Origin of the sequence: Pseudoclavibacter sp. Z016, assembly GCF_002931215.1 — a bacterium.
In the GTDB taxonomy this organism is placed as follows: domain Bacteria; phylum Actinomycetota; class Actinomycetes; order Actinomycetales; family Microbacteriaceae; genus Pseudoclavibacter.
Genome location: NZ_PSTU01000010.1, coordinates 50,512 through 64,230 on the forward strand (window position 1 = coordinate 50,512; position 13,719 = coordinate 64,230).

The 13,719-nt window shown below is 72.2% G+C and carries 6 protein-coding genes; all 6 read right to left on the minus strand.

What is annotated here, in order from left to right:
• Positions 1 to 40 precede the first annotated feature (40 nt).
• Complete coding sequence (locus C5B99_RS05755; RefSeq protein ID WP_181064950.1) at positions 41 to 805, minus strand: 4'-phosphopantetheinyl transferase superfamily protein; 765 nt, start codon at positions 803 to 805, stop codon at positions 41 to 43.
• Positions 802 to 1,602 carry an ABC transporter permease gene (locus C5B99_RS05760; RefSeq protein WP_104240835.1) on the minus strand — a complete coding sequence of 267 codons (801 nt, stop codon included), beginning with the start codon at positions 1,600 to 1,602 and terminating at the stop codon, positions 802 to 804. Before C5B99_RS05760 ends, C5B99_RS05755 begins: the two co-directional genes overlap by 4 nt.
• A complete protein-coding gene (locus tag C5B99_RS05765; RefSeq protein ID WP_104240836.1) occupies positions 1,599 to 2,582 on the minus strand; it encodes an ATP-binding cassette domain-containing protein in 984 nt (327 codons plus the stop codon). Before C5B99_RS05765 ends, C5B99_RS05760 begins: the two co-directional genes overlap by 4 nt.
• The gene (locus tag C5B99_RS05770; protein WP_104298996.1) at positions 2,579 to 2,788 is read right to left on the minus strand and encodes an MbtH family protein; all 210 of its coding nucleotides are present in this window, start codon (positions 2,786 to 2,788) and stop codon (positions 2,579 to 2,581) included. The genes C5B99_RS05765 and C5B99_RS05770 overlap by 4 nt, the downstream gene beginning before the upstream one ends.
• Positions 2,789 to 2,868: 80 nt before the next feature.
• Positions 2,869 to 13,305: a non-ribosomal peptide synthetase gene (locus C5B99_RS05775; protein ID WP_104240837.1), complete on the minus strand. Its 10,437-nt coding sequence runs from the start codon at positions 13,303 to 13,305 to the stop codon at positions 2,869 to 2,871.
• Between the two features lie 105 nt (positions 13,306 to 13,410).
• A complete protein-coding gene (locus C5B99_RS05780; protein ID WP_104240838.1) occupies positions 13,411 to 13,647 on the minus strand; it encodes a hypothetical protein in 237 nt (78 codons plus the stop codon).
• Between the last annotated feature and the right edge of the window lie 72 nt (positions 13,648 to 13,719).

Here is a 13,719-nt window from a genome sequence, read left to right on the forward strand (position 1 = left end):
TGGGTTCGGCCCATCTGGCGGGCTCGGGGAGCTTCCGCGGTCAGGTCAGGTGCGAGAGCTCGCCCACGTCGTAGCCGGTGTCCGGGAGGCAGCCGAGCTCGGTCAGCAGCTCGGGCATGCTCCAGAGCCGTACCTCCTGGGGGCGGGTGGTGGCGATCGATGCCTCCGCGCTGCCGCCGATCGCGAGTTGGCGCACACTCACGGAAGACGGACCAGATGCGGGACTCGGCGCACCGTGGACGATGCGCCAGGAGGGGTGCCCATCGAGCGGATGCTCCTCGACGCGCAGCGAGGACGGCTCGTCTCGGAGGCCACGGCCGGAGACCTTCAGCGCGGCCTCCTTCGCCGTCCAGAGGGCGATGCGAGCGGCGACGCCCACCCGCTGCGTCGACGCGGGCATCCGGAGCCGCTCTGCTGGGTGCAGGGCGTACGCGTCGAACTCGGACCACAGCTGTGTCGGCACGGTCTCGATGTCGACGCCGATCGCGTCCGCCGGGTCGGCGATCGCGACGAGCACCCGGCCGTTCGTCGTCGAGGAGCTCAGCGAGAGGTCGCTGCTCGTCGGCTGCCCGTGGCGTCCGCCGCAGTCTGCGCAGCGGCGGGCGATGTCGAGCTCGCCGGCCAGCTCGAGCGGGACCCCGCGGCCCCACGCCGCCAGCAGCCGGAGGGCGGAGCGCCCCGCCAGCGTGCGGCGACGCAGCTCCTCGGTGCTCCGAGCGCCGGCGGCGGCGAGGTCGTCGGCGCTCGCGCACTGCGACGCGGCGTCGAGGACCTCGTCGATGCCAGCGGCGAGCACGGCGATCATCGGCGGCTGATGCGGCGGTACTGCCACACGGCGATCGGCGCGAAGATCGCGATGATCGCGACGCTGCACAGGAACGCGTACAGGACGGCGTTCTCGGCGGGCCATCCTCCGGCAGCCGTGAAGCCGCTCGGGGCCGCGTTGCCGAAGAGCTCCCTGACGGCGCTTGCGACCGCCGTGACCGGGTTCCACTCCGCGAACGCGCGAAGGGGGCCGGGGAGCATGTCCGCCGAGACGAAGGCACCGGAGATGAAGCAGACGGGGAACAGCCACAGGAGGCCGAGGCTCTGCGCGACCTCGACGCTCTTCGCGGTGAGCGCGATGGTCGCGCCGATCCAGGAGGTCGCGAAGGCGAAGAGCAGCAGCAGCGCGAAGGCGGCGAGCACTTCGAGCGGGCCGGATTCGACGCGCCAGCCGATCGCGAGTCCGCACGTCAGGATCACGGCGATGGAGATGATGCTCGTGACGAGATCGGAGCTCGTCCGTCCGAGGATGACGCCGACGCGCGACATGGGGAGCGTGCGGAGCCGATCGATGAGGCCGGACTGCAGGTCCTTCGCGAGGTAGACGGCGGTGAACGAGGAGTTGAAGGTCAGGGTCTGGGCGAGAATGCCGCCGATCAGGAACTGCCGGTAGTCGGCGCCGCCCAACGCGCCGCCGAAGACGAAGGCGAGGATGAGGACGAAGATGATGGGCTGCGCGATGCCGGTCACGAGGGCGCCAGGCGTGCGCTGCACGTTGAGCACGTTCCTGCGGGCGACGATGCTGCCGTCGCGGAAGGCCGCGGTGATTGCGCTCATGCGGTGACCGCCTCTCGCTCGTCGTCGGTGTGCAGCTCGGCGGACGCGTCGTCGGGTCGCTGCCCCGTGATCTGGAGGAAGACCTCGTCGAGGGTCGGCTGCCGCAGCGCCGCCTCGATCGTGCCGATCCCGGCCTCCGAGAGGCCGGCGAGCACGGCCGCGAGATCACGGCTGCCGTTCGGTGCCTTGGCGGTGATGCGCACGGCGCGGTCGTCGAGGGACGCCTCGCGTCCGATCGCGGCGACGATCTGGAGGGCCCTGTGGCCGTCCTCCGCCCGCTCGAGCACAAGATCGATCGCGGCTCCTCCTGCCCGCGCCTTGAGGGCCGACGCGGTGCCCTCTGCCACGATCCGGCCCGAGTCGATGACCGAGATGGCATCGGCCAGCTGGTCGGCCTCCTCCAGGTACTGGGTTGTCAGGAGCACCGTCGTGCCTGCCGTCGCGAGCGTCTGGATCGCATCCCAGGTATCGCGACGCCCGCGCGGGTCGAGTCCCGTCGTCGGCTCGTCGAGGATCACGACGGGCGGCCTGGCGACGATGGCGCCGGCAAGGTCGAGGCGGCGGCGCATGCCGCCCGAGTAGTCGCCCGCGCGCTTCTTGGGGTGCAGGTCGTCGAGGCGGAAGTCGCGGAGCAGCTCGTTCGCGCGTGCCTTCGCGTCTCGGCGCCGCATGCCGTAGAGCTGGCCGACCATCGTCAGGTTCTCGACTCCGGTGAGCTTCTCGTCGACGGCCGCGTACTGGCCGGAGACGCCGATGCTGCGGCGCACGTCCTGAGCCTCGCGCCGGACGGAGTGGCCGGCGACCTGCACGTCGCCGGCATCCGGGTCGAGGAGGGTCGTGACGACTCGGACGGTGGTGGTCTTGCCCGCCCCGTTCGGGCCGAGGAGTGCGTGGACGGAGCCTGCTGGGATCTCGAGGTCGACGCCGTCGAGCGCGGTGAAGTCGCCGAAGCGCTTCCTGAGCCCGCGGATCGAGATCACGAGACCGCCAGGTCGCGCTCGCGGACGGGCGTGATGTCTCGCCAGTTCTCGGTCACGTAGTCGAGGCAGGCCTGCTTGGGGGCTGGGCCGTAGACGACGACCCAGCCTGCGGGCACGTCGGCGAAGTCGGGCCAGAGGGAGTGCTGCTGCAGCTCGTTGACGAGGACTCGGAACTCTGCGGAGATGTCATCGAACGGATTGGTCATGATGTTCCCTTCTCTGTTCACGCGGGGGTTCGTGAGTGAGGTGGCGCGAATGGTTCTCCAGGTGCTTCGGAGCAGGCTCGCTATCGGTTGGCAAGCTGTGCATGTGAATCGGACATGAGCGTGTCGAGCACTGGGGCGATCACGCGGAGGGAGGCGTCGTCGAGCAGCGCCGAGTGGCGAGCCTGGACTCCGCTCGAGGTGACCCGACCCGTGGCGTGCGCCGCCCAGGCCTGTGGGGCTGGCCGGTCTGCCGGCACGTCGACGCGCGCCTCGAACACGTGCAGCCCGCCCTCGAAGGTGGGGATCGGGGTCGTGTCGAGGAGCGCCCCGACGCGGAGGAAGCCGCGCACCATGCGGTCGATGCTCCGTGCCGGGATGTCCGCGAGGGGGTTGCCCGCCTCTGCCAGGACTGCGCGCACCGCTTCGGCGTCGAGCTCGCCTGCCGGGGCCGCCACCTCGTTGGCGTCGAGGAACGCGCGCCACATGCGGTCGCCGCCGTCGACTCCGGCGACGGAAGAATGCTCCGTCGGGTAGGCGTCGATGATGGCGAGGAGCTCGACCTCGTCGCCGCCTCGCTGGAGGTGGGCGGCGAGGTGGTGCGCCAGGCGTCCGCCGAAGGACCACCCGATGATCCGATACGGGCCCTCGGGCTGCACGCTCTTCATGGCCTTCACGTACGCGTCGAGCAGCTCCTCGAGCGAGCTGTGCTCGAATTCGTGATCGACATCGGGCGCGATGCCGGGCAGCTGCAGTCCGTAGAGCGGCCGGCTGCCCTCGAGGTGCGCGAGGAGCCCCGCGAACTTCCAGGAGATTCCGCTCGCTGGGTGGACCGCGAAGAGCGGCTCCTGGCCGGCGGTGGAGCCGTCCGCGTCGCGCGCTGGGCGCAGCGGCAGGATCATCCGGAGGCTCTCCGCGATGTCGCCGCCACCGTCGCTTGCGAGGGCGGCGAGGCCCTCGACCGACGGCGCCTGGAAGATGGCTTGCACGGGCAGCTCGGTGCCGAGCGCGTCGTTGATGGCCCGGATGGTCGGCTGCGCGACGAACGAGTGGCCTCCGAGCGCGAAGAACGAGTCGTCGGCGCGGACGTCGTCGACGCCGAGCGTCTCGGCGAAGGCCGCTGCCACGGCCAGCTCGGCGCGTGTGCTCGGGGCGCGCCCGGTGCCTCCGCTCGCCTGCTGTTCCGGGAGGGCGTCTCGGTCGAGCTTGCCGTTCGGGGTGAGCGGGATGCGCGCGATGACCCTGATGCCGACCGGATGCATGTAGTCGGGCACCCGTCCGCGAACGGCCGCGAGCACCTGATCGGCCAGCTGTTCCCGCGCCGTGTCGTCCGACTCGGCGGGCAGCTCGCTCGGCACGATCCAGGCGCCGAGCACAGTCTGTCCGGCCGACTCGACGGGAAGGACCACGGCACTGGCGACGCCGGGCTGCTCGGAGATGACGCGGGTCAGCTCCTCGGGTTCCACGCGGTGTCCGCGGATCTTGAGCTGCGCATCGGTGCGGCCGAGCGAGACGACGCGGCTGGGCTCGTCAGGCATCGCGTCCCGCACGACCACGAGGTCGCCGGTGCGGTACATGCGGCTGCCGTCGCGGGCGAAGGGGTCGGCGACGAAGCGCTCGGCGGTGGCTGCTGAGCGGCCCGTGTAGCCGTCGGCGAGCTGGGGCCCGGAGAGCCAGAGCTCGCCGATGCTGCCAGCTGGTGCCGGTCGGAGGCGGGCATCGAGCACGTGGCCGACGACGTCCCGAGTCGTGGATCCGAGCGTGGGCTCCTTCGTGTCCTCGATGCTGGCGAGCATCGAGTCGACGCCGACCTCGGTCGGGCCGTACAGGTTCCAGGCACGGGTGCTGGTCCGGCGACGCAGCCAGGTCCAGAGCTCGCCGCTGATCGCTTCGCCGCCGAGGAGGAGCGTGAAGCTGTCCTCGGCTGAGAGGGAGTCGAGCCAGTGCTCGAGGCCCGTCTGCGCGGTGAGCGCCTCGACGTAGCTCGGCGTCGTCTCCCATGCCCTGATCTGCCGGTCGGCGAACAGCTGGACGAGCGCCTCCGGGTCGCGGCGCACGTCGTCTGCGATGACGTGCAGCTCGTGGCCGCTCGCGAGCCACAGGATGGGGTCCATGGCCGCGTCGAAGCCGACGCCGGTGGTGTGCGCGACGCGGATGCGGCGCTCGGCGGCGTCCGGCAGCAGGGTCGAGCGGTGGCTGCGCAGGAGGCTCGCGAGAGCGCGGTGGGGCACCTGGACTCCCTTGGGGACCCCGGTCGTTCCCGAGGTGAAGATGAGGTAGGCGGGGGCGTCGAGCTGCGCGGTGCGCACCTCGGAGCCGCCGGCCTCACCCGCCTCGCCGGCGGCGCCGGCGGCGCCTTCGGCGAGGATCTCGTCGAGTCCTCCGTCGATGACCAGCGCGGGACGGGCCGCATCGAGCATCGCGTCGACGCGCTCGTTCGGGTACTCGGGGTCGATGGGCATCGCGACGGCACCGGCCCGCCAGATTCCGAGGAGAGCGGCGACGGTGTCGATCGACCGTGGCAGGCGGTAGGCGACGACGCCGCCCCGTGTCACGCCGCTGCGACGCAGCGCCAGGGACACCTGCTCGGTCCGCTCGGCGAGGGTCCGGAAATCGACCGCACCGTCCGGGGCGACGACGGCCGGTGCGTCCGGGGTGCGCTCCGCCGCGGCATCGAAGGCCTCGAGCACGGAGCGGAGGTCCGCGTCCGCAGCCACGTCGCCGTCAGGCCGCCAGGCAGGCAGCCGTTCCGGGGTGCCAGGGATGGTGATCGACGCGAGCGGCGCTTCCGGGGTCTCGGTCGCGACCGTGAGGAAGGCGAGGAGTCGCTCGACGAGGCCGTTGGCCGCTGCCTCGCTGAACAGCGCGGAGTTGTACTCGAGCACTCCTGGCACGTCGGAGCCGGCCTCGGCCGGGCGCAGCGTGAAGGACAGGTCGAACTTCGCGCCTCCCGTGCTCTCCGGGGCCACGGGCGAGACATCGACGCCGGGGAGCGCAAGCGGCAGATCGCTCTGCTCTTCCACGGCCAGCATCGTCTGGAATAGGGGGTGGCGTCCGAGCACGCGTTCCGGCGCGACGGCCTCGACGATGCGCTCGAACGGCACCTGCTCGTGGTCGATGCCGAAGAGCGCTGACGCTCGTGCGGCCTCGACGGCGCCTGCCAGGGTGGCGTCGTCTCCGAGCTGGATCCTGAGGGGCAGCGTGTTGACGAAGAACCCGATCAGGTCGCTCAGGTCAGCATCCTGGCGCCCCGCCGACGGGGCCCCGATCACGAGGTCCGTGCCCGAGCCCGTGCGCATGAGGAAGCCGGCGAGCGCGCCGAGCCAGCCGTGGAAGCCGCTCGCGGACGTCCCGGCGGCGACGGAGCCGAGACCGGTGGCGACGTTCGCGGGGACCGTGAAGGCCAGCTGACGCGCCGGCTGGGCGCTCCCGGCTTCGCGGGCGCCGTCTGCGCTGAACTCCAGCACCGACGGCGCACCGTCGAGGAAGTCGGTCCAGGCGGTGAGCTCGCGTGCTTCGCGTGCCTCGTCCTCGTGCGCCGTGAGCAGGCGCGCGAAGTCGGCGAACTGGGCAGGCAGCGGGCGCCGGAGTGCTGCGGAGCCGCTCCTTCGCGCCGTGTACGCGGTTGCGAGATCGTGGGCGAGGGGGGCCAGCGAGGCTCCGTCGGTCGCGATGTGGTGGATGACGAGCTGGAGCAGCCAGGATCCGTCGCCCTGCTCGGAGAGTCCCGCGCGGAAGGGCAGGTCGCGAGTGAGGTCGAAGCCGGCGGAGGCGTCGACCGGCTCGCTCTGGAGCAGGCCGGAGACCGGGGCGTGGATGCGCTGCACGGGTGCCCCGTCGGCCTCCGGGTAGCTCGTGCGCAGCACCTCGTGGCGGGCGACGAGGTCGTCGAGCGCGCCGACGAGCGCCTCCCGGTCCAGTTCGCCGTCGAGCCGAGCGCTGAGGACGACGTTGTAGTCGCCGGAGCTCGGCGCGAGTCGGTTGAGGAACCAGAGGCGGGCCTGACCGGGGGAGAGCGGGAGCGGCTGTCCGGCCACGCGGGGGTTCGCTGCCGTCCACTCTCGAAGCGGCGGGCGCGTGCTGGAGACCACCATGTGGGCGCCCTCGGTGCGCTCGCCGGTGCGGCCGAGCAGCGCCAGCAGGCCAGCAGGCGTGGGGGCGTCGAAGATCGCGCGGAGCGCCGGTGCGGTGCCGAAGCGCGTGCGCAGCTCCCCGGCAAGCGCGACGGCGAGCAGGGAGTGCCCGCCGAGGCGGAAGAAGTCGTCGTCCAGTCCGACCTCGTCGAGGCCGATGACGGCGGCGAACGCCGCGCAGATGGCGCGCTCGTCCTCGGTCTGCGGGCGCCGCGAACCCGCGGCGGACTCGGGCGCGGGCAGCGCTGCGAGGTCGACCTTCCCGTTCGGGGTCAGGGGCAGACGCTCGAGCACGGTGACGCTCGAGGGCACCATGTAGTCGGGCAGTGCGGCACGGGCGTGGGCGGTGACGGTCTGGCCGTCGGCGGTCCCGGCGACCCAGGCGACGAGCCGCGCGCTGTCCTGTCCGGCAGGCGCGTGGATGGTCGCGACTGCGGCATCCACGCCAGCCGCGCGCTCGAGGCTGCGTTCGACATCCCCGAGCTCGATGCGGTAGCCGCGCAGCTTGATCTGGTCGTCGTCGCGGCGGAGGAACTCGAGCTCGCCCGATCCATGGCGGCGGACGATGTCTCCGGTGCGGTAGAGGCGGGTGCCGTCGCCGGAAGGGTCGGCGATGAAGGCGGTCGCGGTCTCGGCGGCTCGCCCGCGGTACCCGTGCGCCTCCGAGGCGCCGGCGAGGTGGAGCTCTCCCGGCACTCCGTCCGGCACATCCCTGAGGAACGCGTCGAGCACTCGCGCGGTCACGTTCGCGACTGGCCGGCCGATGCGCACGTGTCCTGGTTCGCTGATGCGGGTGACGACGGAATCGACGGCGAACTCGCTCGGGCCGTAGAGGTTCCACGCGTCGACGCCGTCCGCGGCGAGGAGGGAGTCCCAGAGCTCTCGCGAGACAGCCTCGCCGCCGAGCGCGATGAGCAGGGTCGTCTCCCGGTGCGCGGCCCGGTCGAGGAGTCCCGTGCTGATGAGCTGTCGGACGTAGGAGGGCGTGGTCTCGAGCACGTCGATCGCGGCGTCGTCGACGCGCTGCACGAGCTCGTCGGCGCTTCGTCGCGTGCCGTCCGTGGCCATCACGAGCGTTGACCCGGCGGCGAGCCAGAGGATCGGGTCCCAGGCGGCGTCGAAGCCGAGGCCGGCGACGTGGAGGACACGCGGGGCTCGCCCGTCCAGGCGCGAGCGCAGCGGGGCGATCATGGCGTCCTCGTGCTGCGCCTGGACGTTGGCGAGCGCGGAGTGCGGGACCTGCACGCCCTTGGGAGTGCCGGTCGTGCCCGAGGTGAACACGAGGTAGGCGGGCTGCTCGGGGCGGGGGAGCTCTGGCAGGCTCGTGTCCTCGGCGCTCTCCCCGAGCGCGACGAGCGCGGCGGGGGAGGCTGCCGGAGTGCCGGAGTCAGCGGCGAGGGCGGCGAGGCGGTCCGCATCGCTCGCGACGAGCAGCGCGGGCGTGCTCGCCTCGAGGATCTGCGCGATGCGCGCGTCCGGGTAGTCGATGTCGATGGGAACGGCGATCGCTCCGCTGCGGAGCGCGGCGAGCACGAGCGTCACCGCGTCGCCCGATCGCGGAAGCGCGACGGCGACGCGATCGCCGGGACGCACGCCGGAGGCGACGAGCCCCAGGGCCGCGGCGTCGACGCGGGCTCCGAGCTCGGCGAACGAGAGGTGTTCGTGCTCGTCCTCGAGCGCAGAGGCCTGGGGTGCGCGGCGGATGCTGGCCGCGAGCACGTCGAGGACGGTCCCTTCGACGGTCAGCGAGCGGCCACGGGCCTGCGTGTCGATGCGGTGCCGCGTCGCGGCGTCGACGGCGGGGATCTCCGAGAGGGGGCGCTCGACCGACTCGACCATGGCGGCGAGCATCCGGTCGACCGTGTCGCGCATGCGCTCGATCGTCGATTCGTCGAAGAGGGCGAGGTCGTAGGCGAGCGCGGCCTCGAGCGGCCCCTCGTCGCCAGCGGGCGTCGAGAAGTCGAGCATGAGGTCGGTCTTCACGCCCGCCGTCGTCACTTGGCCAGGGACGGTGACCTCGACGTCGCCGAGGTCGAGCCGCGCTGGTTCTGTGTTCTGCAGCGTCAGGAGCACCTGGAAGACGGGGTGGCGATCGGCGACGCGAGGGGGGCGGACGGCGTCGACGACAGCATCGAACGGCACGTCCTGGTGCGCGTAGGCCTCGGTGTTCCCCGCCCGGACGCGCTCGATGAGCTCGGCGAGGGTCGGGTTGCCGACGAGCGAGGTGCGCAGCGCGACCGTGTTGACGAAGAAGCCCACGAGGCGCTCGAGCTTGGGGTCGACGCGGCCCGCGACCGGCGTGCCGAGGACGATGTCGGTGCCTGCGCCGTGCTGGCCCAGCGCGGCGGCGACGGCAGCGTGGAGGACGATGAAGAGGCTCGTGCGGTGCTCAGAGGCGACGCGGCGCAGCGCGAGGTGGCGTTCGGCGTCGAGCTCGAAGGCGAGGTGACCGATGTCGCTCGGCCGGCTCCCGCGCTCGCGGTCTCGCGGTAGGTCGATCTCGTCCGGTGCGCCCGCGAGGGCCCGGCGCCAGAAGTCGAGCTGAGTGCTCATGGCGCTCGTGGAGTCCTCCTCCGAGCCGAGCGACTCCCGCTGCCACAGGGTGTAGTCGGCGTAGGAGACGGGCAGCGCGGGGGACGGGGCGGCGCTCGAGCCGGCGGACTCGGGAGCCGTGCGCGCCGTGTAGGCGGCGGAGAGGTCGGCGGCGAAGGGCGCGAGCGACCAGCCATCCGAGGCGATGTGGTGCATGGTCGCGACGAGCACGTGCGAGGTCGCGGAGCGGCGCAGGAGCACAGCGCGCAGGGGAACCTCGACGGTCACGTCGAAGGGGCGCAGCGATTCCTGCCTGACGATCTCGTCGACCCGGTCCGCGGGGACCTCGACGGCCGTGAAGGAGGGGGCGCCCTCGTCGATCGGGAGGATGCGCTGGCGCGGCTCCCCATCGATGTACGGGAAGACGGTGCGCAGCGGCTCGTGGCGCTCCGCGACGTCCCGGAACGCCCAGCGGAGGGCGGCAACGTCGAGCTCGCCGTCCAGGTGCAGAACGACGGGGATGTTGTAGGCGCTCGAGCCTGGCTCGAGGCTGTTCAGGAACCACAGGCGACGCTGGGCGAGTGAGACGGGGAGCTCGTACGAGTGGGGTGTCGGAACGAGCGGGAGCGTCCGAGCGGCGTCGGCATCCTCGGCATCGAGCGAGGCGAGGCCTGCGACCGTGGGCCGCTCGAACACGTCGCGCACCGTGACCTGGCGTTCGAGGCGCTCGGAGAGCTTCGAGGCGAGCTTCGTGGCGAGCAGCGAGTGCCCTCCCGCGGCGAAGAAGTCCTCGTCGACGCCGATCGAGGTGATGCCGAGCACGTCGGCGAACGCCTCGGCCGTGACGCGCTCCGCGCGGGTGCGGGGCTGCTGCACGGGGTCGCTCGGCGCCTGGTCCGGCGCGGGAAGTGCGCGCCGGTCGAGCTTCCCGTTCGGCGTCATCGGCAGCTCGCTGAGCGCGAGCACGCTGCTCGGAACCATGTAGCCCGGCAGCTCGGTCGCGAGGGAGGCCCTGGTGCGAGCGGCCAGGTCCGTGATCTCGCTGTCACCGGTCACGTAGCCGACGAGGCGGGCGGATGCGCCTTCGCCGACCACGATCGCGGCGGCGGCCGAGACGCCGGGCTGCCGACGCAGCGCGGCCTCCACCTCGGCGAGCTCGACTCGGTAGCCGCGGATCTTGATCTGCTCGTCGATGCGGCCCAGGAAGCGGAGCGAGCCGCTGCGGCGGCGACGCACGACGTCTCCGGTGCGGTACATGCGCGTCCCGTCGCCGGCGAAGGGGTCGGCGAGGAAGCGCTCGGCGCTGAGGCCTGGCTGCCCGACGTAGCCGGAGGCGACGTTCGCGCCGGCAAGGTACAGCTCGCCGATCGCGCCGTCGGGAACGGGCGTGAGCGATGCATCCAGGAGGTAGTGGCGCGTGTTGCGCACGGAGGTGCCGATGTGCGGCTCGGAGCCGCTCTCGATCGGCGCGATGAGGCTGTCGACGGTCGTCTCCGTCGGCCCGTAGAGGTTGAGGGCGCGGACGTCCGGCTGGGCCGCCAGGACATCCCAGAGCGCGGGTCCGACGGCTTCCCCGCCGAGCGCGATCTCGGTCGGGTAGCGGTCCTGGTCGAACAGCCCGCCGGCGATCAGCGCCTCGGCGAACGACGGGGTCGTCTCGATCGCGTCGATCCCGTGCTCGGCGAAGTACGCGGCGAGCCGCTGGGGGTCACGGCGGACGTCGTCGTCGATCATGTGCAGCTCGTGGCCGGCGAAGAGCCAGAGCAGCGGGTCCCAGGCGGCGTCGAACGAGAGGCCAGCCGTGTGCGCGACCCGCGCCGGCCTACCGAGGCGCTCGGCTGCCGGGTCGAAGATCTCTGCCCGGTGGTGCTCGAAGAGGTTCCGGAGGGCGAGGCGGTCGACGCCGACGCCCTTGGGGCGGCCGGTGCTGCCCGAGGTGAACACGACGTAGGCCAGCTCGGAGGGAGCCACCGTCGGAAGGCCGCTGGGGTCCGCCGTCTTCCGACGCCAGGCGACCGACGTGTCGGCGTCGATCGGGAGGGTCGCGACCCGCCACTGCGCTCCCGCCGCCAGGTCGCGCTGCTCCTGCGCCTTGCTCGTGAGCAGGAGCGCTGGCTGTGCGTCTTCGATCATGTTGCCGACTCGGTCGATGGGGTACTCGGGGTCGAGGGGGACGTACACGCCGCCGGCCTTGAGCACCGCGAGCACCAGTACGGGGAGGTGTCGGCTGCGCTCGATGCGCACGGCGACCGTGCGCCCCGCACCGACGCCCTCGCCAACGAGGTGGTGGGCGAGCCTCGTCGAGAGTGCGTCCAGTTCAGCGAAGGTGAGCGTGCCGTCTGCGGCGACGACCGCCGTCTCCGCGTCTCGGACCGCTGCGACCTTCGAGAAGGCACGCAGCACGGACTCCTGGCCGATCGGGACATCGTCGCCTGAGCCCTGCTCGAGGAGCCCCGCGATCTCGTCGGCGCGCACGACGTTGGCGTCGGTGACGGTGGTGGTCGCCGGCTCGTCGAGGACCTGCGAGAGCAGCTCGAGCATCCGCCAGGCGTGCTCGCGCAGGACGTCGCTCGTGTACAGCTCCGCGTCGCCCTCGAGCTGGAGCGTCGGCGCGGCGGCCTCGCTCGTGAGCCCCGAGATGACGACGGACAGGTCATGCACCGGTCCCGTCGACAGGATGTTCACGGTGCCGCGAGCGCGGCCGAAGACCAGCTCGTCGATGACCGGGAGGAGATTGACGGAAGGGCCCGCGAGCGCGTGCGTCTGGGCCACCTCCTCGACTCGGAACTGCTGGTGGGCGACGGCGCCGCGGACCGCGTCACCGGCATTGGCGATGACCTCGGAGAGGCTGAGCCCCGCGGAGACGTCGACGCGCAGGGGGAGGATGCTCGAGAGCATCGAGGGGGTCGTCTTCGCGACCTTGCCGCGCCGCGCTGTGACCGGGAGGCCGAGGGAGACCCGCGCCTGTCCGGTCATCTTCGACAGGTACAGGGCCACGAGGCCCACGGCCGTCTTCGGCAGGTCGCGGCCCAGCGCTCGCAGACGAGCCGCGTCGGCCTCCGGGATGCTCGTCGAGACGCGCACGACGCGCTTGGCGGCGCGTCCGGTCGTGCCCTCGAGGCCCGTGACGACGCTGTCGTCGGCGAGCTGGGCGCGCCAGTAGTCGGCATCCGCCTCGTGCTTCTCCGACGACGCGTACTCGTCGAGATGCTCGTGGAGCTCGTGCAGGCCGGGCAAGGGAGACGCGCTCCTCGCGGCGAGGTGCGCGATGGGCCCGGACAGGAGCGTGCCGAGCACGCCGCGAGGGGCGCTCTTCTCGAGCCGGGTGTACGCGCCGGCGAGGTAGCGCAGGCCGACGACGGCCGAGTAGCCGTCGAGGAGCACGTGGTGGACGCGCTGGAACAGGAGCCAGCGCTCCTCGGCGACGCGGTACAGCGTCGTGCCGAGCAGGTCGCCGCCGGTCATCGACCGGGGCGTCTCCAGCTCGAGGTCCATGCGCTCGCGGGCGACCCGGACCGCCTCCTCCTCGCCGAGGCGACGGAGATCGGACGCCGTGAGGAGGTCGGCCGTCGGGGAGGGGCGCTCGAGCACGGCGTACGGCCCGTCGCCGTCCTCGGCCAGGACGAGGCTCATCGCGTCGAGGTCGGCAACCGTCTTCGTGAACGCGATCCGCAGCAGCCCCTCATCGACCTGGCCACGGAGATCGAGGTACTGCCCGATCTGGTAGCTGGGGTTCTCGGGGTCGAGCTGCTGGGCATACCAGATGCCCAGCTGCGCTGCCGTGAGGGGAAGGCGATCTGGGGAACCCGCGGTGGTCTGCTGGTCCGTCTCGATGCGGCGGCTGGTCTCGGTCACTGTGCGCTCCTCATAGAGGTGCCGAGGTCTCCCTCGGCACCTGATGTCCTGCTCGGCGTGCGGCGCTGGCCGCTGGGCTGCCTCCTTCGGACGGAGGCGGACCCGCTACTGGAACTGGCCGATCTGGAGAGAGTTGAGGAGACCGCCGAGGTCGATGAGCGGGCCGTCGATCAGGGGGCCGTTGATGAGGGCACCGCCGGCCAGCGTCGACACGGAGCTCGAAGCCGACGCGGGTGCGAGCTCGGCGGCGCTCGCGGGAGCGGCCGTCAGGGCGACGGCGCCGAGGGAGAGGGCTGCGGCCGTGGAGAGGCTGGCGATGGTCCGAGTCGTCGTCTTCTTCATGTGTTGCTCCTCAATTCGCTGTGTCCGGGGTTGGTCACGGGGGTCGTTCGGAGCGCATCTGGCGGCGGTTTG

Excerpts from the sequence above, each read along its gene's own strand:
- C5B99_RS05770 (WP_104298996.1), bottom strand. The coding sequence starts at position 2,788 with ATGACCAATCCGTTCGATGACATCTCCGCAGAGTTCCGAGTCCTCGTC.
- C5B99_RS05755 (WP_181064950.1), bottom strand. The coding sequence starts at position 805 with ATGATCGCCGTGCTCGCCGCTGGCATCGACGAGGTCCTCGACGCCGCG.
- C5B99_RS05760 (WP_104240835.1), bottom strand. The coding sequence starts at position 1,602 with ATGAGCGCAATCACCGCGGCCTTCCGCGACGGCAGCATCGTCGCCCGC.
- C5B99_RS05780 (WP_104240838.1), bottom strand. The coding sequence starts at position 13,647 with ATGAAGAAGACGACGACTCGGACCATCGCCAGCCTCTCCACGGCCGCA.